This window comes from Rhizobium albus (assembly GCA_030160035.1).
GTDB lineage: Bacteria > Pseudomonadota > Alphaproteobacteria > Rhizobiales > Rhizobiaceae > Georhizobium > Georhizobium albus.
In genome coordinates this window covers 323,061-345,624 of record BSNO01000004.1, presented here as the reverse complement: position 1 = coordinate 345,624, position 22,564 = coordinate 323,061, and the positions used below count along the sequence as shown (strand labels likewise).

Annotated in this window: 21 protein-coding genes; 13 read left to right on the top strand and 8 right to left on the bottom strand. The window is 62.8% G+C overall.

All coding sequences use genetic code 11. From position 1 onward, the window contains the following. The first annotated feature begins 25 nt into the window (after positions 1 to 25). From QQL76_RS16935 to QQL76_RS16920, 4 genes are read left to right on the top strand one after another with little or no spacing between them, the layout of a single operon-like run. Entirely contained in the window at positions 26 to 1,036 is a 1,011-nt protein-coding gene (locus tag QQL76_RS16935) for an ABC transporter permease (protein WP_499208643.1), read from the top strand. After that, positions 1,029 to 1,880 carry an ABC transporter permease gene (locus tag QQL76_RS16930; RefSeq protein ID WP_499208642.1) on the top strand — a complete coding sequence of 284 codons (852 nt, stop codon included), beginning with the start codon at positions 1,029 to 1,031 and terminating at the stop codon, positions 1,878 to 1,880. The genes QQL76_RS16935 and QQL76_RS16930 overlap by 8 nt, the downstream gene beginning before the upstream one ends. Further along, positions 1,877 to 2,758, top strand: coding sequence for an ABC transporter ATP-binding protein (locus QQL76_RS16925; protein WP_499208641.1), 882 nt, complete (start codon positions 1,877 to 1,879; stop codon positions 2,756 to 2,758). Before QQL76_RS16930 ends, QQL76_RS16925 begins: the two co-directional genes overlap by 4 nt. After that, positions 2,751 to 3,542 carry an ABC transporter ATP-binding protein gene (locus tag QQL76_RS16920; RefSeq protein WP_499208640.1) on the top strand — a complete coding sequence of 264 codons (792 nt, stop codon included), beginning with the start codon at positions 2,751 to 2,753 and terminating at the stop codon, positions 3,540 to 3,542. The genes QQL76_RS16925 and QQL76_RS16920 overlap by 8 nt, the downstream gene beginning before the upstream one ends. A gap of 15 nt (positions 3,543 to 3,557) precedes the next feature. Here QQL76_RS16920 and fdhD read toward each other — a convergent pair whose 3' ends face one another. Further along, on the bottom strand, positions 3,558 to 4,337 hold the full coding sequence (gene fdhD / locus QQL76_RS16915; RefSeq protein WP_499208639.1) for a formate dehydrogenase accessory sulfurtransferase FdhD: 780 nt from the start codon (positions 4,335 to 4,337) through the stop codon (positions 3,558 to 3,560). Positions 4,338 to 4,497: 160 nt separating this feature from the next. Between fdhD and QQL76_RS16910 the strand changes: the two genes are divergently transcribed. From QQL76_RS16910 to trhA, 6 genes are all read left to right on the top strand, one after another. Continuing rightward, entirely contained in the window at positions 4,498 to 6,789 is a 2,292-nt protein-coding gene (locus QQL76_RS16910) for an FdhF/YdeP family oxidoreductase (RefSeq protein ID WP_499208638.1), read from the top strand. A 126-nt stretch (positions 6,790 to 6,915) separates the two neighbouring features. Next, positions 6,916 to 7,647, top strand: coding sequence for a helix-turn-helix transcriptional regulator (locus QQL76_RS16905; protein WP_499208637.1), 732 nt, complete (start codon positions 6,916 to 6,918; stop codon positions 7,645 to 7,647). A 108-nt stretch (positions 7,648 to 7,755) separates the two neighbouring features. Continuing rightward, positions 7,756 to 8,400 carry an acyl-homoserine-lactone synthase gene (locus QQL76_RS16900; protein ID WP_499208636.1) on the top strand — a complete coding sequence of 215 codons (645 nt, stop codon included), beginning with the start codon at positions 7,756 to 7,758 and terminating at the stop codon, positions 8,398 to 8,400. Between the two features lie 39 nt (positions 8,401 to 8,439). Continuing rightward, positions 8,440 to 8,847, top strand: a complete 408-nt coding sequence (locus QQL76_RS16895; RefSeq protein ID WP_499208635.1) for a hypothetical protein — start codon at positions 8,440 to 8,442, stop codon at positions 8,845 to 8,847. A 222-nt stretch (positions 8,848 to 9,069) separates the two neighbouring features. After that, positions 9,070 to 10,437, top strand: coding sequence for a PepSY-associated TM helix domain-containing protein (locus QQL76_RS16890; RefSeq protein WP_499208634.1), 1,368 nt, complete (start codon positions 9,070 to 9,072; stop codon positions 10,435 to 10,437). A gap of 118 nt (positions 10,438 to 10,555) precedes the next feature. Then, entirely contained in the window at positions 10,556 to 11,212 is a 657-nt protein-coding gene (gene trhA, locus QQL76_RS16885) for a PAQR family membrane homeostasis protein TrhA (protein ID WP_126007158.1), read from the top strand. A 9-nt stretch (positions 11,213 to 11,221) separates the two neighbouring features. On the opposite strand, the gene QQL76_RS16880 is transcribed toward trhA, so the two are convergent. From QQL76_RS16880 to QQL76_RS16850, 7 genes are all read right to left on the bottom strand, one after another. Continuing rightward, entirely contained in the window at positions 11,222 to 11,926 is a 705-nt protein-coding gene (locus tag QQL76_RS16880; RefSeq protein ID WP_245451397.1) for an FCD domain-containing protein, read from the bottom strand. An 81-nt stretch (positions 11,927 to 12,007) separates the two neighbouring features. Then, entirely contained in the window at positions 12,008 to 13,066 is a 1,059-nt protein-coding gene (locus QQL76_RS16875) for an isocitrate/isopropylmalate dehydrogenase family protein (protein ID WP_499208633.1), read from the bottom strand. Beyond that, a complete protein-coding gene (locus QQL76_RS16870; RefSeq protein WP_499208632.1) occupies positions 13,053 to 14,156 on the bottom strand; it encodes an isocitrate/isopropylmalate dehydrogenase family protein in 1,104 nt (367 codons plus the stop codon). Before QQL76_RS16870 ends, QQL76_RS16875 begins: the two co-directional genes overlap by 14 nt. Beyond that, entirely contained in the window at positions 14,153 to 15,553 is a 1,401-nt protein-coding gene (locus QQL76_RS16865) for an MmgE/PrpD family protein (RefSeq protein WP_499208631.1), read from the bottom strand. The genes QQL76_RS16870 and QQL76_RS16865 overlap by 4 nt, the downstream gene beginning before the upstream one ends. 76 nt (positions 15,554 to 15,629) lie before the next feature. Further along, positions 15,630 to 16,421, bottom strand: coding sequence for an SDR family NAD(P)-dependent oxidoreductase (locus QQL76_RS16860; RefSeq protein ID WP_499208630.1), 792 nt, complete (start codon positions 16,419 to 16,421; stop codon positions 15,630 to 15,632). Beyond that, positions 16,405 to 17,532, bottom strand: coding sequence for an AbrB family transcriptional regulator (locus QQL76_RS16855; protein ID WP_499208629.1), 1,128 nt, complete (start codon positions 17,530 to 17,532; stop codon positions 16,405 to 16,407). The genes QQL76_RS16860 and QQL76_RS16855 overlap by 17 nt, the downstream gene beginning before the upstream one ends. A 31-nt stretch (positions 17,533 to 17,563) precedes the next feature. Continuing rightward, a complete protein-coding gene (locus QQL76_RS16850) occupies positions 17,564 to 18,988 on the bottom strand; it encodes an MmgE/PrpD family protein (protein ID WP_499208628.1) in 1,425 nt (474 codons plus the stop codon). Positions 18,989 to 19,350: 362 nt separating this feature from the next. On the opposite strand from QQL76_RS16850, the gene QQL76_RS16845 reads away from it, so the two are divergent. From QQL76_RS16845 to QQL76_RS16835, 3 genes are all read left to right on the top strand, one after another. Continuing rightward, a complete protein-coding gene (locus QQL76_RS16845) occupies positions 19,351 to 20,352 on the top strand; it encodes a Bug family tripartite tricarboxylate transporter substrate binding protein (protein ID WP_499208627.1) in 1,002 nt (333 codons plus the stop codon). 69 nt (positions 20,353 to 20,421) lie between these two features. Further along, positions 20,422 to 20,889, top strand: a complete 468-nt coding sequence (locus tag QQL76_RS16840; RefSeq protein WP_499208626.1) for a tripartite tricarboxylate transporter TctB family protein — start codon at positions 20,422 to 20,424, stop codon at positions 20,887 to 20,889. A gap of 10 nt (positions 20,890 to 20,899) precedes the next feature. Then, positions 20,900 to 22,438 (top strand): tripartite tricarboxylate transporter permease, encoded by a 1,539-nt coding sequence (locus QQL76_RS16835; RefSeq protein ID WP_499208625.1) that lies wholly within the window; start codon positions 20,900 to 20,902, stop codon positions 22,436 to 22,438. The last annotated feature ends 126 nt before the right edge of the window (positions 22,439 to 22,564 follow it).

Here is a 22,564-nt window from a genome sequence, read left to right as displayed (position 1 = left end):
CAAGGCCGGCGCGCTGGACTGATCCATGCCCATCCTTCGCGTCGTCCTTTCGCGCTTTCTCACCACGCTGATCACATTGATCGGCGTGGCCATCATCGTTTTCGTCGTGGTGCGTGTCGTGCCCGGCAATCCCATCGCCATGATGCTGCCGCCAGGCGCAAGCACTGCCGATATCGAGCGGCTGAGCGCGCTCTACGGGCTCGACAAATCCATCTTCGAGCAGTTCACGATCTGGTTCGGCAATGTGCTTCAGGGCGATTTCGGGACGTCGATCTCCACGCGCCAGCCGGTGCTCGACCTCGTTCTCGGCCGGTTGCCGGCAACACTCGAACTGAGCCTCATGGCGCTGATCATCGCGGTGATTCTCGGCATGGGTGCCGCGATCATCGGCACGCGCTACCGCGGCCGCCGCACGGAGACGGGCGTCGATCTTGCCAATGGCATCGGCCTTTCAGTGCCCGATTTTCTTTGGGGCCTGCTGCTGATCATCCTGCTCGGCGTCGTCTGGCCGCTTTTCCCGATTTCCGGCCGCGTATCGCCGCGTCTCGACCTGCCGTTTTCGACTCAGTTTTACCTGATCGAGAGCATCTTCAGGCTGCGCTTCGATCTGACCGGCAATCTGCTGCGCCACATGTTCATGCCAGCGCTCGCGCTTGCGCTGCCGCTCGCCGCGATCATCGCGCAGCTGCTCAAACAATCGCTGAAGGAAACGGTCAATCTCGACTACGCGGTGCTGGCCCGCACGAAGGGCTATTCGGAAACGCGGGTGATCCTCTCCGAGGCACTGCCCAATGCGCTTCTACCGACGCTGACGCTGATCGGGGTGCAGTTCACCTTCCTCATCGGCGGCACGGTGATCATCGAGCGGCTCTTTTCCTATGAGGGGCTCGGCAACATGGCGGTGGATGCGGTGATCAACCGGGACCTGCCGTTGATCCAGGGAATCGTCATTCTCTTCGCGCTGATCTTCACAGCGATCAATCTTCTGGTCGACATGACCTATGCGTTCCTGAACCCGAGGCTTCGCCATGCTTGACGGGCGCGGCGCGGTCAAAAGGCGGGCCGGCGCACGGCTCTGGCTCTCGGGCCTGTGGCTGGCGATCGTTGCGCTTGCGGCAGTCTTCGCGCCGCTCATCGCGCCGCACGATCCGCTGATGCAGGATCTTCTCTATGGGCGGCTGCCGCCTTTCTGGATGGCGGGTGCCGAACCCGGCTACCTGCTCGGTACGGACAGTCTCGGCCGCGACGTGCTTTCACGGCTCATCCATGGTGCGCGGATTGCCCTCATCGTCGCGCTTGTCGCCGGGATCGGCACCTGTCTGATCGGCTCGACGCTCGGGCTCATTGCCGGCTACTATCGCGGCTGGGCGGACCGGATCATCAGCCGGCTGGTCGACATCTGGATGGCGTTTCCGCCGATCCTCTTCGCCATTCTTCTCATCGCCGTCATCGGCACCGGGCTCACCTCTGTCATCGTTGCGATCGTCGTCATCGACTGGACTCGCTTCTGCCGCGTGGTGCGCGCCGAGACGCTCAACCAGTCGCAGATGGACTATGTGCACAGCGCCCGCATTGCCGGCTTCACGCGGATGAAGACGATGCTTTCGGAAATCCTGCCCAACGTGCTGCCGACGATCGTCGCGCTGCTCAGCCTGGAAATGGGGATCGCGGTCATCGTCGAGGCGATCCTCTCCTTCGTCAATTTGTCGATCTCCACCGACCAGCCCACCTGGGGCGGCATGATCGCGGAGGGGCGCCTGAGCATTCACCAGGCGTGGTGGGTGCTGGTCTTTCCGTTGATCACGCTTTTCCTCACCGTCCTCTCCTTTGCCCAGTTCGGCGAGGGACTGAAGGACCGCTTCGATCCGGTGCTTCGATGAGCGGCGGCTATCTCACCATCCGCAATCTGTCGGCCGTGCTGCGCGATACGGGCGAGCGCGTGCTGCGCTCCGTCGACATCGATCTTCAGCCCGGCACGATCCGCGGGCTCGTCGGGGAAAGCGGTGCCGGCAAGAGCATGATCGGCAAGGCCGTGCTTGGCGTGTTGCCGAAGGCGCTGAAGGTCGTGGAAGGTGAGATCCTGATCGACGGGCAGGACCTCCTGAAGCTGAAGGATGCAGACCGGCGGCGGCTGATCGGCGCATCGACCGCGCTCATTCCACAGGACCCGCTGACCGCGCTCAACCCCTCGCACCGGATCGGGCCGCAGATCACCAATCGGCTGGTCGACATTCTCGGCTGGACGCGCCGCGCCGCCGAAGTACGGGCGCTGGAAGTCCTGGAAGAGGTGCAGATCGCTGATGCTGCGCGCGTCATGCGGCAATATCCGCACGAATTGTCGGGCGGCATGCGCCAGCGCATCCTGATCGCCTCGGCCTTTGCGGCTGAGCCGAAGCTCATCATCGCCGACGAGCCGACGACGGCTCTCGATGTGACAGTGCAGAAGCAGATCCTGAAGCTCATTTCCAACCTGCAGGCTCGGCATGGCACGGCGCTGCTTTTCGTGACGCACGACCTCGGCGTGGTGGCGAAAATCTGCGACAGCCTCAGCGTTCTGTACGGCGGCAAGGTTGTGGAGGACACGGACGTCGCCTCGTTCTTCAACGGCCCGCACCATGCCTATGGCCGTGCGCTCCTTGCAGCGACACCGCGGCACACGGACCCGGATGCATCTCTCCTGCCCGTGCCCGACGACGTGATCGCAGCCGTGCGCGCAGAGCTCGGCGAAGCTGATCGCCAATGGGTGCGCCATGACTGACGCGCTCTACAGGATCGAGGGGCTGAGGGTGGAGGTTGCCGACCAGACCCGCAAACCGCTTTTCGGCGCAGCACCGCGCTTGCGCATTCTCGACGACATCTCGTTCTCCATCGAACGGCGCAGCGTGCTCGGCATTGTCGGCGGCTCGGGCTCGGGCAAAACGACGCTTGGACGCACGCTGGTGCGGCTCGTCGAGCCAACGGCGGGAACGCTGATTTTCGACGGGCAGGATGTGACGCAACTTTCCGACGATGCGATGCGACCGCTTCGGCAACGGATCCAATTGATATTTCAGGACCCGATGTCGGCGCTCAATCCGCGGCTGACGATCGGCCGGATCATCGCGGCGCCTCTGCGCGCGAAGACCAGCGATCCCCGCGTTGCGGCAGCGCTCGACAATGTGGGATTGCCGCGCGGTTTTGCCGGGCGTTATCCGCACGAGCTGTCCGGCGGGCAGCGCCAGCGCGTCGGGATCGCGCGGGCAATCGCGCTCCGTCCGGATTTCATCGTTGCTGACGAGATCGTCTCCGGCCTCGACGTGTCGTCGCAGGCGCAGGTGCTGACGCTTTTGGCGAATTTGGTGAAGGACCTCGGGCTGACCCTTGCCTTCATAAGCCACGATCTTTCCGTGATCCGAAGATTGTGCGACCGGGTGATCGTGCTGCAGAAGGGGAAGATCGTGGAGGATCAGCCGGTGGCAGACCTCTTCACGTCGCCTTCCCACGAGTATACGCGCCAGCTTCTCAACTCCATCCCGGAGCCTGATCCCTCGCAACGCTGGTGATGCAGCAATGCGTGTTCAATCGCTGATGCGGTGCGCGTTCGCGTAGATCTCGATGTCGCCATGGTTGAAGGCCGCCAGGGTGAGGCCGGCTGCTTCGGCAACCGTTACTGCCGCGCGGGTTGGGGTCGACATTCCGATCAATGCCGGAATGCCGCTGATCACGCATTTCTGCACAAGATCGACCGAAATCCGACTCGTGATGATGACGGCGCCGGCGGCGGTCTCGATGCCGCAGCGGAACATCGCGCCGCAGAGCTTGTCCAGCGCATTGTGTCGGCCGACGTCTTCGCGCGCGAGCAGGATGCCGAGACCGGGATGCATGAAGCCGGCTGCGTGCAGCCCACGCGTTTCATCCCGCAGCGGCTGGTGGACGCGCAGTTCCGTGCGCGCTTCGTGTATGGCGGCAACGCTCAAGCGGACGTTGCCGGCCTCCATCCTTGGCAGTGGGCGCATCGCTTCCTGCAGGCTGTCGATGCCGCAGAGACCGCAGCCGACCGGTCCCGCCATCTTGCGGCGGCGCGCGCCAAGGTCGGCGGCACGCTCTGCCTTCAGCCAAAAGCGTGCCTCGATGCCGTTGTCATGCTGCAGAACATCGAACCAGTCGACATCGTCGGGACTTTGGATGAAGCCTTCCGACAGCGCGAAGCCCCAGGCGAAGTCCTCCACGTCGCGCGGCGTCGCCATCATAACGGCCTGGCTGGAGCCGTTGCAGGTGATCGAAACGGGCACCTCATCTGGCAATGACGCGAGCACGGCGCGGGGATAGGTGTTGCTCAGGCGGCTTGCTGCTTCCATTTCGCGGGCTCTCCAGACGTCCGCCCTGCATTGGGCCATGCACGCATAATCTGGCGTTCCCGGTCCGGTTCCAGCCCGGCCGCACTTTTCTGCCCGCTTCGATGCATCTTTTGATAGGCCCACCCGTTGCGCCTGAGTAGCAAACAACGCGGATGTATTCATGACCAGCAAGGCCGAAGAGCACGACGACCTGCCCAAGGAGAGCGGACCCGCCGGAGGCTGGGGCTCGCTGCGCAGCATCGCCCGCATCACCGGCATGAGCGACCCCTCGTCGGATGCGCTTCAAACACTTTGGCGGCAGAACAAGCCCGGCGGCTTCATGTGCGCGTCTTGTGCCTGGCCGAAACCCGCCAATTATCGCGCCTTCGAGTTTTGTGAAAACGGGGCGAAAGCGACGCTCTGGGAATCCACGAAGGACCGCTGCACGCCGGACTTCTGGAAAGATCACACCGTCACCGAATTGCTCGGCTGGAGCGACCACGATCTGGAGAAGACCGGGCGGCTGACGCATCCGCTGCGCTACGACGCCGCGAGCGACCGCTATGTGGAAACGAGCTGGGCTGATGCCTTCGCCGCCATCGGCGCGACGCTTGCAGACCTTCCGAAAGACGACGTGGTTTTCTACTCATCCGGCCATGCAGGGCTGGAAGCATCCTATCTCTGGGCGCTGACTGCGCGGCTCTACGGCAACAACAACCTGCCGCAGTCATCCAACATGTGCCACGAAACGACCAGCGTTCGACTGACCGAGGTGATCGGCTCACCGGTTGGCACCATTATCTGGGAGGATCTGGAGGAGACCGACTGCCTTTTCTTCTTCGGCCAGAATCCCGGTACCAATTCCCCGCGCTTCCTGCACCCTTTGAAGGAGGCCAAGGAGCGTGGCGCCAAGATCGTCACGTTCAACCCCGTGCGGGAACAAGGGCTGATCTCCTTCGTCAGCCCGCAGGATCCGGTCGCCATGATCACCGGCAAGGAGACGACGATCTCCGACCAGTATCACCAGTTGCGGGCCGGTACGGATATCGCGGCGATCCTCGGGCTTTGCAAAGCCGTCATCGAGGCCGACGACGCGGCTCGAGAAACAGGCGGAACCCCGGTCATCGACTGGCCATTCATCGAGGAGCACACCAACGGCTTTGACGCCTTCGTCGACTTCGCGCGGTCGCAGCCATGGGCAGCGATCATTTCGGCGTGCGGGCTGACGGAAGAAGCGCTGCGTGAGGCAGCGCAGATTTACATGGAAGCCGAGCGGGTCATCGGCGTTTACGGCATGGGCCTCACCCAGCACACCCACGGTGCCGACAATATCGGCATGCTCGTCAACTTCCTCATGCTTCGCGGCAATATCGGCAAGCCAGGTGCAGGCTGTTGCCCGGTACGCGGCCATTCCAACGTGCAGGGCCAGCGCACCGTCGGCATTGCGGAGAAGACCGCGCTGATCCCCATGGATCGGCTGCGCACTCTTTTCGATTTCGATCCTCCCGAGAAGGACGGGACGCATATCGTCGATGCTGCGGAAGGCATCATCGGGGGCAGGATCAAGGCCACCTTGTGCCTTGGCGGCAACCTCATGCGTGCGCTGCCCGAGACCGAACAGTTGGAGAGGCATTGGCGCGCCCATGAGCTGACCGTCATGGTCTCCACCAAGCTCAACCGCAGCCATCTTTATCCCGGCAAAGCAGCGTTTATCCTGCCTTGCCTCACGCGGGGCGAGAAGGACGAACAGGCTTCGGGACCGCAATACATTTCAGTCGAGGACAGTTTCTCGATGATCCACGGTTCGATCGGCAAGCAGGAGCCTGCTTCGGCAGAACTGAAGTCGGAGCTGGATATCGTCGCTTCGATCGCTGAAGTGATCACCGAGCCGCATCCCAAGCGCCGCTGGCGCGAATGGGTCGCAGATTACAGCCGGGTGCGCGACCTGATCGAGGCGACCTATCCGGACGATTTCAGGGACTATAACCAGCGCCTGAACACACCCGGCGGTTTCTGGCGCGGCAACCCGGCGCGCGACCGTATCTGGGAGACCGACAGCGGGAAGGCCGAGTTCACCGTGCCGGAAAAACTCAACGCACTGGGCTTCGACGATGCGGAGGGTCGCTTCACGCTGATCACGATGCGGTCCAACGACCAGTTCAACACCACCATCTACGGCTATTCGGATCGGTTCCGCGGGATCGAGGGCACGCGCGACGTGCTTCTCATCAACGAAGCCGACATGCTGCGCGAGGGGCTGGCGAAGGGCCAGATCGTGACGCTCGTCAGCGATGCGGACGATGGCATCTCTCGTCGGCTTCCCGGGCTCGAGGTCATCCCGTTCGACCTCCCGCTCGGCACGATCGGCTCCTACTATCCGGAATGCAACGTGCTGGTGCCTCTCAGCCTGCATGACCGTACATCGAAGACACCCGGCTCGAAGGGCGTGCCGGTCAAGATCGAGAAGGCCTGACAACCGGCTGCGCGTATCGATTGCAAAATGCGCATGCACGCCTCCAACACGCGATGACGTCTCGACTTGCAGCTGCCAATACGTACAATTGTACGTATTAAGATCCTTCCAAGCTGTGGGGCATGCGTGGCCGGGACTGAATCTGCGCTATCGGTGCGCACAGCGCAGGCCGTGCGCCTTGCGGAAACGGTCGACGATGCGGTGCACGCCTTGCGCAGCCATTTCGGTTTCGACCATGCGACCTACCATCTCGGCTACACAATCGACGCCGTCATTGACGCGCCCTTCGTCAAGAGCACCTATTCGGACGCCTGGATGGGACGTTACATCCTGAAGCGCTACGTCAATGTCGATCCGGTGGTGCAGCACGGGTTTCGCAGGCAGCTGCCGTTCTTCTGGAGCGAACTGCCGATGGCACCTCAGGCGATGGAGCTGATGCAGGATGCCATAGCCCACGGCGTCGGCACCGAGGGCTACACGATCCCGATCATCGATCGCGTGCGCCGGCGGGCGCTTCTGTCCTTGACGACGACTCAACTCGATACCACGCCCTTTCGGCAGATTGTGGAGGCGGAGCGGGCCGCGCTCGCCGAGCTTGCGTTCCTGATCCACGAAAAGGCGATCGGCGAGCTCCATGGATCGGATCCGCTGCCGGCGCTCGCCGCCCGCGAGCTCGAATGCCTGACCTGGAGCGCGGAGGGTCGCACATACAAGGAGATCGCGCGCCAGCTCGACATCTCAGAACACACCGCACGCGCCTATCTTCGATCGGCCCGCCTGAAGCTCGGATGCGGCAGCATCGCCGAGGCGGTCGCCAAGGCAATCCGGTTCAATCTCATCGAAGAAAACAACGCCTGAAACGATACGTACATCGGTACGGACCGCAGCTGGCGGGACGCTCTGTGCGGATTTTCCAAGCGGCGCTCGAATGTCACCTTTGTTTCAAATTGAAACAGGGGCAGCACAATGTTTCGGATACTTCAGGCACCATACCGGCCGGCTGATGCGGATCTGCTCGATCAGATGTACCGGCTGCGCAAACGCGTGTTCATCGATCAGCTCGGCTGGTCGCTGCAGCATTGCTCCGCCGGGCTCGAACGCGATCGCTACGATGGGATGGATCCGGTCTATATCGTGTGGACGGACGAGCGAACCGGCACCCTCCTCGGCTCGACGCGCCTGATGCCGACGACCGGCCCCACGCTTCTCTACGACGTGTTCAGCAAAACCTTTCCCGATGCCGCGTGCCTTGCGGCGCCGGGCATATGGGAGGCGACGCGGACTTGCGTCGACTGCGAGGCGATCGCTGCGCTACGGCCGGACATCGCCGCGAGCGATGCTTTCGCGACCATGTGTCTTGCGATCATCGAATGCGGGCGCGCCCACGGCATCCACACGATCGTTTCCAATTACGAGCCGCACATGAAGCGGGTCTACCGCCGGGCGGGGCTGCAGCTGGACGAAATAGGGCGGTCCGATGGCTATGGCAGGCTGCCGGTCTGCTGCGGGATTTTCGATATCTCCCCGCCGGTGGAAGCCGCTGTGCGGGCAAAGCTCGGGTTGCCTGCACCGCTTTTTGCACCCATTGCTCCCGAGCGCGTCGCTGCCTGAAGCCGCGCATATCTGATGACTGTCGCGCAGCGTTGTGGCATGAAATATCTCATGGGGATGAACTGGAAAAGCGCGGAGAGAACGGCGAGGCGGCTGATCGGCAGCCTGCTTCTCGGCTATCTCTTGTTCTTCCAAGGCCTCGTCACGAGCTACGCTCAAGCGACGATGCTGGGCGGGCCGGATCCGGCCACCATCATCTGTTCGGTGCACGAAGCCGTCGTCGACGGTGAACCGCACCCTCTGCAGGATCTCGACCTGGACTGCTGTTCCACGCTTTGCCAGGCGGCCTGCGCGACCGGCGCAGGCCTTCCTGGAGCTGACGCTCCCTCGTTCGCGCTTCCGGTGCTGCCGGGACTGACCCATGCCCTGATCGCAGCGCCGCAGGCGCCGCCCAGCCACTGCGGCCTCGCCTCCAAGGCCCGGGCACCTCCTTCTTTCTCCGCGTGATGTTTCCGGCGGCCGGCTGTTTTGCTGCGGCTGCCTTTTTCTTGCACATCCTCGGAGATTTCCATGAAACCGACCCTTCTCGGGCAGGCGGCGCTGCATGTCCGCCACTCCATGACCCGTTCCATCCTCCTCGTCACGGCCAGCGGTCTCGGGGCCAGTCGCACTCGATGCGACGCGGCCTCTTCCGTTCCTGCGGCCAGCCGCGTCTGACGGGAGAGATCGATGACCGACACGACCTTCAGCGCGGCCGCACAGCCATCGCGTTCAGCCGATCTTTATCGCGCCGTCTGGCGCTGGCATTTCTATGCGGGGCTTTTCGTCCTGCCCTTCATGATCACGCTCGCCGTCACCGGCGCGCTTTATCTTTTCCGCGACGAGCTGGATGCGATCATCCATGCCGACATGAAGCGGGTAGCGGTTCAGGAGACCACCAACCTCGCCGCGCCATCGGCCATGATCGACGCGGCGCTGGCGGCCTATCCGGGCACTGCGGTGAAGTTCACCGATCCGGCACGTCCCGATCAGTCGGCGGAAATCACCGTCAACACAGACGGCGGCGAGCGCCTGGCGGTTTACGTGAACCCCTATTCGGCCGAGGTGATTGGCGCGATGTCGGATCGGGGTACGGTCATGTGGACTGTGCGCTATCTGCACAGCCTGCGCTATTTCGGCCCGGTGGCACGCGGCATCATCGAGATCGTCGGCGGCTGGACCATCCTGCTCGTCGGCACCGGCATTTTTCTGTGGTGGCCGCGCGGCAAGTCACGGGGCGGCGTCGTCACCGTGCGGGGAAAGCCGAAATCGCGCACATTCTGGCGCGACACCCATGCGGTCACCGGCATTTTCGTCGGCTTCTTCATCGTGTTCCTCGCGCTCACCGGCATGCCCTGGTCGAATGTCTGGGGCGGGAAGGTCAATGAATGGGCGAACGGCAACAATTTCGGCTATCCGGCAGGCGTGCGTGTGGCCGTGCCTATGTCGGACGAGCATCTGCACCATATGGGCCAGACAAGCTGGTCGCTTGAACAGGCGCAGGTGCCCGAAACCGCCGAGCCCGCCGATGGCGCCCCCTCGATCGGCATCGACCGCGCGGTCGAGACGTTCGAGCGGCTTGGGCTTCATGCCGGCTATGCGGTGAACATTCCCGCGATACCCACGGGCGTCTTCACTGGCTCGGTCTACCCGGATGATCTTGCGCAGCAGCGCGTGGTCCATCTCGATCAATATACGGGCGAGCCGCTGATCGACATGAGCTATGCGGATTACGGCCCGCTCGGCAAATGGCTGGAATTCGGGATCAACGTGCATATGGGCCAGCAATTCGGCCTCGCGAACCAGATCCTGTTGCTTGCCGTCTCCTTCGGGATCGTCGCCATGGCTGTCTCGGCCGGCGTGATGTGGTGGAAGCGTCGACCGAGTGGCGGGATCGGCGTACCGCCCATGCCGGCTGACAGACGGGCATTCCGCGGGCTGATTGCCATTCTCGTCGTGGGCGGCATTCTCTTTCCCCTGACCGGATTGTCGCTCCTGGTGATGCTCGCTCTCGATTGGACGTTCATGCGCATCAGAGGCCGCCCCGTCATACGCTGAATTCGACGCGGCCGGTGGGTGGCTGACGCAACCTTCCGGCCGGTCACCTGTTCCCCGTCGCGGCTTGACGCTCGAACAAAAACGAGGCACCCGAAACGTGGAAGCGCGGAGGGAGTGCATGTCGGCCAGCCACCAACAGAACGAGCGCGATCACGCAGCCTATCTGGCGGATGGCGCCGTCCATGCCGTCGGTCTCGCGGCAGGCCTGATCGGCGGTGCCGCACTGGTGGTGATTGCGCTTCGCCACGCCGACGCGCTCCATACGGCAGGTGCAGTCATCTATGTGGCGAGCCTTCTCGCCTCCTTCGCCGCATCCGCCGCCTACAACATGTGGCCGAATTCCCCGGTGAAGGCGCGGTTGCGCAAGCTCGACCACGCAGCGATCTATGCACTGATCGCTGGGACCTACACACCGTTTGCGCTGCAGATCGATACGGTGGGCAACTGGCTGCTCGTCTGGATCTGGGGGCTCGCGGGCCTTGGCATCCTGATGAAGGTCATCTCCATCGGCCGCTTCGACAAACTGTCTGTGCTGCTTTATCTCGCGCTGGCCTGGAGCGGGGTGCTGATCTTCGACGACATGATGGCGACGCTCGGGCCGCAGGTCGTTTCACTGATCGTCATCGGCGGCCTCATCTATTCGGCCGGGGTCATTCTCTATCTCTGGCAGGGACTGCGCTTTCAGCGCGCGCTCTGGCACCTGTGCGTGCTGGTCGCTGCGGGCTTCCATTTCTCCGCAGTCACGGTGGCCATCACCGGACTGAGCAGCGCCTGAAAATCCCGATCAGGACTCGACGGGCGGGTCCAGTGCCTCCAGCGTCGAGCGGAAGCGGATCTTCGAACGCTCCACATGGCGGAAGAACGCTTCCTGCGCACGTTCGCGGTTGCCGGAAGCAAGCGCATCCACCATTTCGCGGTGCTCGCGGTTGGACACGGACAGGCCGCCGGCCTGAACGAGACCCCTTGCACGGGCAAGGTGGAGCTTGTTCACGAAGCTCTTATATTCCTTGACCAGCGTCTCGTTGCCGGTCGAGGTGACGAGGTAATCGTGGAATGCGAGGTTGACCGGGTAATACTGATCGAAATCCTTGCCCGCGGCGATCTCGTCCATCTGATCGAGAAACGCGTTCAGCCGCGTCAGGATCTGGTCCGTGACGAGATCGGCAAGAAGTCGGCCGGCCAGCCCGAAGACCGCAGCGCGGACGTCATAGATCTCCAGCGCTTCCTTGGCGGAAACCGAGCGCACGAAGACACCGCGGTTGCGGATGATATCCACCAGACCCTTGGCCTGCAGGCTGCGCGTTGCCTCGCGCAGCGGGCCGCGGCTGGTACCGAAGCGGGTCGAGATCTGGATTTCGTTCAGCCGCTCGCCTGGTTTCAGCTCTCCGGTGAGGATGAGATGCTCGAGCTCACGCTCGAGCACTCCCGTCAGCGAAGACGTGCGCAAAACCATCAGGTCGCTACTGTCCGTCTTCATCTGCTGATACATGATCGCTGCCCTTCAACCGATATTCAATTGTAGGCAATAAACATCGGTCGCGTAAGCTGCAACTGATATCGCAGCCGGTTGTCAGCCGAGCGCCTCCAGTAACGCTTCCGTGACCGCCTTCGTATTGGCCTGGCCACCCATGTCCGGCGTGAACGGTCCCGATGCACTGATCGCCTTGATCGCCGCCATCAGCTTGTCCGCTGCGGCCTTTTCGCCCAGATGCTCGAGCATCATCGCGCCCGTCCAGAACGCACCAATCGGGTTCGCGATGCCCTTGCCCATGATGTCGAAGGCCGAACCGTGGATCGGTTCGAACATGGACGGGCTCTTGGCCGACGGATCGATGTTGCCGGTCGCCCCATTACCGAGACTACCCGTCAGTGCCGAAGCAAGATCGGACAGGATGTCGGCATGGAGGTTCGTGGCGAGGATCGTATCGAAATTGCCGGGCTTCGTCACCATCATGGCGGCCATGGCGTCGACGAGTTTCCAGTCGACGTCGAGCTCTGGAAATTCCTTCAGAACATCGCGGCAGACTTCGTCCCACAGCACCATGCCGTGACGCTGCGCGTTCGACTTGGTCACCACAGTCAGCCGCTTGCGCGGCCGCGCCATCGCCGTTTCGCAGGCGAAGCGGCAGATACGTTCGACACCGGCGCGGGTGAAGATCGCGACATCCATCGCGACTTCGATCGGCAGGCCCGAGTGGGCACGACCGCCTACGCCAGCATATTCGCCTTCGGAGTTCTCGCGCACGATCACCCAGTCGATCTGCTGCCCGAGTTCCTTGCGCAGCGGGCCGACCGTGCCGCCGAGCAGCTTTGTCGGCCGCACATTGGCATATTGGTCGAGACCCTGGCAGATGGCGAGGCGCAGTTCCCAAAGCGTGATGTGATCGGGAATGTTCGGGTCACCAACGGCGCCGAAATAGATGGTGTCGAAGGCTTTCAGCCGTTCGACGCCATCCTTCGGCATCATCTCGCCGGTGCGGCGATAGTAGTTGGAGCCCCAGTCGAAGCGCGTGACGTCGACCGAAAACCCTTCGCTCTTCGCCAGCTTCTCGATGACGGCGACACCGGCTTCGATGACTTCCGGGCCGACGCCGTCGCCGCCGATCGCTGCGATCTTATGCGTGCGCATGCGCCTCTCCCATGCCGTTCAGAATCCCGTCGATCATCTGGCGCTGGGTGCCCGTGCCGCGAATATCCGGCGTGCGCGTCGCGGGATCGGACAGCGCCTGGTCGATGCCGGCCTTCATGATGCGCGACATCTCAAGCGCCGCATCGATCTTGTGGTGGTGGCCCATCCAGTCGAACAGCATGCGGGTGGATTCGATCATCGCGAAAGGATTGGCGATGCCCTTGCCGGCGATGTCCGGCGCGGAGCCGTGGGTGGCCTGCGCCATCGCGATCGAGCCGCGACCGATGCAGAGCCCCGGCGCCATGCCGAGACCGCCGACGAGACCGGCCGCTTCGTCCGTCAGGATGTCGCCGAACATGTTGGTGGTGACGATCGTGTCGAAGCTCTGCGGATCGCGCACGAGGCGCATCGCCATCGTATCGACGATCACCTCGTTCACCTCGACGTCCGGGAAGTCCTTGGCGACCTGGTAGCAGCTGTCGACAAACATGCCGCAGCCGAGCTTGTAGACCGTGTTCTTGTGCACGAGCGTCAGCTTCTTCCGGCGCGAGCGGGCGATCTCGAAGGCCGCACGGGCAACCTTGGACGACCCCTCGACCGTGATGACGCGCACCGAGATGGTGACGTCATGGGTCGGGCGGAACTCGCCGGAGCCCATCACGACGTTGCGGTCGGGCTGAAAGCCTTCGTTGTTCTCGCGCACGATCACCATGTCGATGTCGTCATGCAGGCAGCCGATGCCCGGGAAGGACCGTGTCGGGCGCACGTTCGCGAAGAGATCGAAGCGCTTGCGCAGGATCGGATGCGGATTGATGGCTTCCGGCACCTTCGGATATTCGCGGTGGCCGATCGGGCCGAGGATGAAGCCATCGAGCTGACCTAGCGTTTCCAGCGTGCCGTCCGGCATCGTGTGGCCGTGCGTATCGAGCGCACGACGGCCGATCGGCACGTCGATCCACTCGATCTGCATGCCGGAGGCGGCTGCGGCCGCCTTGGCGATCTCGACCGAAGCCGGCACCACTTCGTGGCCGATGTCGTCCCCTTCCAGGATACCGATGCGGAGGGATGACTTCTTCTGCACGTCACTCATTCTGCTGCTGCCTTTGCTTCAGCCGAGCCGGGAACGCTGGCGCGTGCGACTTCGGCGGCATCCTTCAGCTCTTCCAGCTTCCAGGATGTCTCGAGGAGTTTCTTCGTTACGGCATCACCGACGACGAGCGCCGACTGAACCGTGAACTTGTGATCGATCTGCTGATCCGTGAGCGGCACTTCCATGGAGCCGATGGCACGTTCCACATGCTTGGACACGGTGGATCCGTCCTCGAAGGTGACGAGGATGTCGACCGAGGCCTCGTGGCAGTTCTTGTCGGCAGTCGCCTTGGTCTTGTCACGCAGCGCGATGATTTCCGGGTCGCGCACAAGCTCGTCCGTGAAGGCCGTCGGTGCGCCATCGCCCTTGAGCAGGGCCGCGGCGGCGGCGTGATAGACCGAGAACTTGCCTTCCAGGCCCGTCTTCGGATCGGTCTTGCCGGTCAGTTCAAGGACCAGCGGGTGTGTCGTCAAAGCGACCGACTTGATCTGGCGGATCTTCGCGTCGCCAAGCTCTTCGCGCAGCTGTACGCAACCGTCGATGGTCGGGTGGATGACGATGCCGCAGGCAAACGGCTTGTAGCTATTCAGTGCCGATTCCCAACGGGTGCCGAGGTCGTCGACGATTTCGGAATAATCCTGCTTGTCGGACATGACGCTGGCGAAACCGCGCGGCGCTTCGATGGCGCGCTCGGAGCTGTCGTAATTGGCTTCGGCGAGGAGCGCCGCAAACATGCCGTTCTGGGCGGCGCGGCCGGGGTGGAAGCTCTTGGTCATCGTGCCGAACATTTCGCGGAAGCCGGACGACTGCGTGGCTGCAAGACCGAATGCCCAGCGCATCTGCTGCGCGTTGAGGCCGATGACCTTGCCGACCGCTGCCGCCGCACCGAAGACGCCGGCCGTGCCGGTGATGTGCCAGCCGCGATCATAGTGGTGAGGATAGACCGAGTTGCCGATGCGGCATTCGACTTCAACGCCGATGATGAGTGCCGTGAGAAGATCGTAGCCGGAGATCTCGCGGGTTTCGGCCAGCGCGAGAAGTGCCGAGGCGACGGGGCCGGCAGGGTGGATGATCGTCTTCAGATGCGTGTCGTCATAGTCCAGCACGTGCGAGGTGATGCCGTTGACGAGGGCTGCATGCAGCGCATCGAGCTTCTCAGTGCGTCCAATGACCGTAGAAGTCGCTTTGCCCGAGAACGGTGCGATGGCAGCCAATGCGCGGTCGGCCGTTTCGTGGCTCGCGCCGCCGACGGCGCAGCCCACCCAGTTGACGAAGGTGCGCAGGCCTTCGCGGCGCACTTCCGGCTGGATGTCGGATCCTTTGATGTTGACGACCCAATCGGCGAGGATCTGGGTGACCTTCGGGGTGCCGGGAGCAGCTTCCTGATGCAGGCTCATTGTTGTTTTCTCCTAAGCTTTGTTCTTATGCGCTTCCGGGCGGCGAACCTGCGTCCACTCCACCGAAATGCGCCGGTTAGAGCAGACCGCGGGCGATGCCGCCGTCGACATTGATCGTTTGCCCGGTGACGTAGCTGGCGCGCGGGCTCGCAAGCCAAACGACCATCGTTGCCACTTCCTCGGCCGTCGCAAAGCGACCCAGCGGAATGTCCTTGGAAAAGTCCTTGAGAACCTCTTCGCGCGAGCGACCCTCGTCGGCCGACATCTTGTCGGCGCGCTTGGTCCAGAGCGGCGTCAGCGTGCGACCGGGTGCAACGCAGTTCACGCGGATCTTGCGCTCGGCGAGTTCGGCAGCGAGCGTCTTTGTCAGGCCGAGCAGGCCGGCCTTGTGGACGTTGGAGACGATCTGGTGCTGGTACGGCATCTTGGACGCCGCAGCACCGAGCGTCACGATCGCCGGGTTCTCACCCTTCTCCAGAACTGGCAGCAGCGCACGGATGGCGCGCACCGTGGAGAGAATGTTGAAGGTGTAGTTGCCGAGCCAATCCTCGTCGGTGAGATCCTCGAAGGATGACCGGATTGAGCCGCCGACAGCGGTGACCAACACGTCCAGCGCGCCCCAGCGGTCGGTGACCGAAGCGGCCAGTTCGTCGCCAGAACCGGTCTGCGTGACATCGCAGACAAGCGTTGCCGGCTTCAAGCCGACGGCGCCCTCGATGGCCGCTGCGGATGCGGCGAGGTTGTCGGCGCTGCGCGATGCGATGACGACATCCGCGCCCTCGCCCACCATCAAGGATGCAGACGCCTGGCCAATACCATAGCTGCCGCCGACGATGAGCGTGCGACGCCCATTATACTGAAGGTCCAACGGTCCCTCCCTTCAATTTGAGATACAGCTTGAACACGAGGAGCACGGTCGACGACACGACGGCGATCCTCAAAACATGGAATGCGGTGACGACCTCGGCCTCCAGGTGCATCACTTGCGCCGTCAGAACCATTTCGGTCACGGCGGCAGGGGCAAGCGACAGGAAGCTCGTCGTGAACGGCAGATCGGTCGTCAGCGTCAAGACGAAGGCCCCGAACGCGGCGCAGCCGATCATGAATATGGAAACGATAACAGCGGCGAAGGTGACGCGCGGCAACGCGGCCAGAAGGTCGCGCCGGAACTGGCAGCCGAGCCAGGTGCCGAGCATGATCTGCGCGATGATGATCAATGTCGGCGGAATGGAGACCGTGTAGAGGCCAAGCACGCCGATGATGATGCCCATCAGGATCGGTCCGACCAGCCACGGGTTTGGCAATGGCGTGGGCTTCAGCAGCCGCGCCATCAAATAGCCGAGCAGCAGCGACAGGCCGACCAACAGCCAATTGGAACCGGCCGAGGCCGCATCCGGCGCCGTGCCCTGCTCGCCGAAAATCACGACGAGGAACGGCACGATGGCCACGACGCCGGAGACGCGCAGTGCATGGACGACGGCGACCGAGCCGGCTGCACCGCCATATTCCTTGGCGACAGTCGCCATGTCGGCGACGCCGCCGGCGGCTGTGGCAAAAAATGCCGTGACGTTGTCGACCTTGGCGAGCGGCTTGAACAGAAACGCCGCCACCATTGTGAAGGCAATGACATAAAGCGTGCCGGCGATCATGGCCGGCAGCAGGCCTGCCATGGTGGCAAGCACCGCAGGCGTGAAACGCATGCCGACGGCGACGCCGATCGCCACCTGCCCCAGTTCACGGCCCATCGGCACGAGGGCCGATTCAAAGCCCATGATCGAGAAGGCGGCGAGCGCGAAAAACGGCCCCAGCATGAAGGGCAGGGGCATGTTGACGACGTCCGCCAGAAACCCGGCGGCCGTCGCTATTGCATAGGTCAGGACGAGCAGACCCCACCAGCGCGGCTGGCGATAACGCTTGACCCCACCGGGCTTGCCGCCCGGTGTGGAACGCGCCGCCACGTCTTTGCTGGCATCGAGCACGGGATGCTTCCTGTCCGTTCGAGTGGCAGCGTCAGTTGCTGACGAGCGCCATCAGTCCGCGGATATCGGACAGCTTTTCGAACTCGGCGACGACGCCGACGACTTCCTTCGCCTTGCCCTGATCCCAGCGTGCGAACTCGGCGCATTCGAGGAACTTGGCGGCGACTTCGTCGTAGCTCATCGGGTTGGCCGGGCTGCCCTTGCCGAAATCGGCGAGACCCGAAATCGTGCGGCCATCCTTCAGCTTGATGTCGATATAGGTCGTCATCAGGTGGTAGCCGGCGGCTTCAGCGCGATCGTCGACCACGAAATCGACCTTCTCGATCATCGCCTTGACGTCGTCACGCAGGACAACTTCGTCGGTGAACTCGTTCAAGCCGGCGCGGCCTTCGAGCAGCAGGATCGCCATGCAGAATTCCATGGAGAACTTGGCCTGCAGCTCGTTTTGCGGACGGTGATGGATGAGCGCGTTCGGCATGTTGTGATTGGTGCCGATGCGGACATGCTCGACGTCCGCCGCCTTGATGCCGTGCTCCTTGATGAGGCGCAGCATCTCGGTCATGCCGGGGTGCGTCAGCGAACCCGACGGATGCGGCTTGATCGAGACGCCGGGGCTGTCGAAGGTCCATGGGTTGCCGAGCTTGCCGGAAATCGCATTGTGATCGTAGCCGCCGCCTGCAGCGGAGAAGAAGCCGCGCGGTGCTTCGAGAATCGTCGGCGCAGCGGTCCAGCCATAGGAGGCGAACTGCGCGGCGACGATGCCGCTTTCGGACGAACGGCCAGCGTGGAACGGCTTGGTCATCGTGCCGAAGTTTTCGCGAAGGCCGGCAGACTGGCTGCCTGCCATCGACAGCGCACGCAGGAGCTGGTCGAGATTGAGGCCCATCAGGCGGCCGGCGGCCGAAGCAGATGCATAGGTGCCGCAGGTGGCCGTCGCGTGGAAGCCGGTCTGATAGTGGCGCGGATTGATCGCTTCGGCGATCTTGCACTCGACTTCGACACCGATGTGATAGGCGAGCATGACGTCTGCACCCGTCGAGCCGAGCGTCTCGCCCATGGCGAGCGCGGACGGGAGGGCGGGAGCGGTCGGGTGCGTCAGAAGACCGTAGACGCGGTCCTTGGCGACGGCGAGCTGGGTGTCGTCATAGTCATCGGCATGGATACCGACGCCGTTTGCAAAAGCGGCAAAACGTGGTGCGACCTTGCGGTTGGAACCGATGACGGTCGCCGAGCCGCTTCCAGCACCGAGATCGTCGAGATGCTGGCGAACATATTCGCCGGACTTTGCCACCGAGCCAGACAGCGCCAGGCCAAGGCCATCAAGAATGGACTTCTTGCCGTTTTCGATGACAACGGCAGGAAGATCGGCCAGCTTCGCGTTCTTGACGAATTCGGCGACTTCGAGTGTGAGCGACGCGCTCTCGATCGGGGCGGTCTTTGCGGCTGCTGCAGTCATCTTCACATGTCCTCCCTAGCAATTTCCTGGATGAACCGGGAGCTCGCGACGGTGCCGCCGAGCCCCATCTGGTCTCGGGCGGCAACAAACGTGAGTTTCTGTCGATTGTCAACAACTTGACGCGGGTTCCCTGCCAATGGCGATCTCCATTCCGCCGGAGCACCTACATTACCCTACAATCTTGGGGTAGAAAGTCGTTGTCGTGCCGATGTTGCGACGCGTCAAAGTGATATTGCAGCGCAATCTGAAATATTGTTGACAGTCGACTAATGGGGCCATAGCTTCTCGAACGGCTTTGGGAGGATGACCATAAGGCCCGGGCCCCTGAAGGCAAAGAGCTGGAACAGCTCAGGAGGACAACAATGAATTCCAAGTTTTCTCGTCGTAACGTTCTGAAAGTCGCCGGTGGCGGCGTGGCGATGGCTGCTCTCGGCATGCCGTCGATCCTGCGCGCCCAGGGCAGCTTTCCAGATCGCCCCATCAACATCGTCGTGCCGTTCGATACGGGCGGCTACAACGACCGTCTCGCACGCGCATTCGCGCCCTTCCTGCAGGAAGCGCTTGGCCAGCCGCTGACGATCATCAACCGCGGCGGCGCCGGTGCGTTGCTCGGTCACACCTTCTTCCTGCAGCAGCCGGACGATGGCTACACCATCCTGTGCACGTCTGCTGCTCCCTACATTCCGCTGAACATGCTGACGCAAAACGCCGAGTTCACGCTGGAAGACTTCTACATGGTCAACCTGCCGTCGCAGGACTACACGCTTCTCGCGACCAGCGCCGATTCCGACATCCAGTCGATCGACGACGTCATCACGCGTCTCAAGGAAGATCCGACGAGCCTGTCTGTCGGCCTGCAGCCGGCTTCCGCCGACCTCGTCAATTTCAGCATTCTTTGCGAAGCGAACGACATCGACTTCGAAGCCACCCGCATGGTCACGTATGATGGCGGTGGCCCCGCTCGTAACGCAACCGCAGGCGGCGTCGTCGACATCGGTCTCGTCGGTGGTGAAGGCTTCCTGCCGCTCGCCGAGCAGATCCGCCCGCTCCTGACATTCGACAGCCGCCAGCGCGACAATTGGGAAGGCGCGATCGTCACGGACGTTCTCGGCGCCGAAACCGATTTCGTCGTTGGATCGCAGCGCGGCTGGGGCCTGCACGGCTCGATGCAGGAATCGAACCCGGAAGCGTTCCAGATCCTCGTCCAGGCGATCGAGACGGCTTCAAAGAACCCTGCAGCTATCGAAGCCCTCACGACACAGCAGCTTGCAACCGACTGGTACGGACCGGAGGAGTCCAACCAGATGCTCGCCCGCACCGCAGCCGTGATGGAACAGTATATCGACCTTCTGCAGGGCCAGTAATCGACGACAAATTCACCGAGAGCCGTCCGCCCCTGCGGACGGCTCAGTCGTATCAGGGAGAGGTTTCCGATGAGCACCAAACCGGGACGGAGGGTCGTGTGGGGTCACCTGCTGCTCTTGACCGTCATCGTAGGCGTGGTGATTGCCTATCTGCTCGACGCCCGCGGCGTATCCACGCGCGTCAACAATCTTTTGCTCGTGCAGCCTGCCGCTATCCTCGCACTCATTCTGGCCGCGCTCGTGCTGCCGGGTCTCTTTCCGCAGAGGGGCTCCGCCGAAGAAGACGAGCTTCCGAAGGAAACGCCTGCCGACCTCATGCGCATCTTCGCTTTGATCGGTGCGCTCGCCTTTCTCGCGTTCTCGCTCGAGACGATCGGGTTCGACATCGCCACCTTCATCTTCATGGTAGTGGCGCTCGCCATTTGCGGTGAACGGAGATGGTGGGTGAACCTGCTCTTCAGCGCGCTTTTCACCGTATTCCTGATCTACGGCTACGGGACGATCACGCCGTTTCCGTTCCCGCTGACCATTCTGTGAGGATCGCGCCATGATCGAACTCAATGCGGTTTCCGGCGCGTTCGCGCTTCTGTCATCCGACATTAATGCCTGGCTCTACCTTCTGCCGGGCCTCGTCATCGGTCTCGTCTTCGGCGCGATGCCAGGCATCTCGATCACGATGGCCATGGCATTTGCCTTGCCCGCAACGCTCTACATGGATTTCCTGCCGGCCATCATCTTCCTGACCGCCATCTATACGGGCGCTGGATTCGGTGGCTCCGTCCCGGCCGTTCTCATGGGCATTCCAGGAACGTCATCGGCCGTCGCGACGACGTTCGACGGCTATCCGATGGCTCGAAAGGGCGAGCACAACCAGGCACTCGGCGTCGCGCTCGCGTCGTCGGTCTTCGGTTGTCTCGTAAGCTATCTGCTTCTGTTCTTCCTGATCGCACCCGTTTCCAGCGTGGTCCTGAAGCTCGGTCCTCTCGAGATGTTCGCGGTAGCGGTCTGGGGCATGCTGCTGCTGGGCTCGCTCGCCGGCCGGCATATGAGCCGCGGCCTGCTTGCCGGTGTCTTCGGCGTTCTGCTCGGCACGATCGGCATGAACACGGCCGGCTTTATCCGAGGCACGATGGGCGTGCCGTGGCTGCTCGATGGAATTCCGCAGATCCCCGCCATGATGGGCCTGCTGGCAGCGAGCCAGTTGATCGGCCTCATCAACACGACCTATCTCATCGAAGACGAAGGCTCGCGCAAGATCAGCTTCTCCAAGATCCTGAGCGGCCTGAAGACAGCGTTCGTCTATCCGACGATCATCTTGCGCGGGTCGGTCATCGGTGTCGTGATCGGTGCCATTCCAGGCGTCGGCTCTTCGATCTCCAACCTTCTTTCCTATTCGGAAACGAAGCGGAATGCTCCGGATGGAGATACGTTCGGCCAGGGTAACCCCAAGGGCGTCATTGCGGCGGAATCCGCGAACTCCTCGTCGGAAGGCGGCGCCATGGCAACGATGCTGGCGCTTGGCATTCCTGGGGGGGGCGCCACCGCGATCTTGCTCGCGGCCTTCGCGATGCACAATATCGTCGGCGGCCCGAGCTTCATCGCCAACAACAAGGACATCGTCTACGCGCTCATCTTCTCGAACTTTGCGCAAGCGATCCTGCTGCTCTTCGTCGGTCTCGGCTTCGTCTATGTGGCCAGCTACGTGGTTCGGGTCCCTCTCCGGTTCCTGATCCCCAGCGTTCTCGTCGTGTCGACTTTCGGTGCCTATGCCATCGAAGGCAGTGCGTCCGGTCCGATCACGTTGTGGATCTTCTCGGTGCTTGGCTGGGCCATGGTGCGCTACGGCTATCCGGTTGCAGCCGCCGTCGTCGGTCTGCTGCTCGGCAGCCTGCTCGAAGGCAATCTGCTGCGCACGAACCAGATCAGCGGCGGTGACTTCATCAGCTACGGTCTGGAACGCCCGTGGGCGCTTCTGATCTTCGCGCTGATGATCGGCTCGATCATCATGCAGGCGCTCTCCAAGCGCAAAAAGCTGAAGCAGGCTGCCGAAAACTCCGAGTCGCGATCGGCATCCGAAGCAAGCTGATCTTTCAACTCTGCCGGCGCGCCCGACCCCGGCGCGCCCTTCTCCACCCGGCCGTTTCGACGGCCGGGTTTTTTATTTCTGTCGGCAAGAACAGCGCACGAAAAACCCGCCGCGGACTGCGTCCAG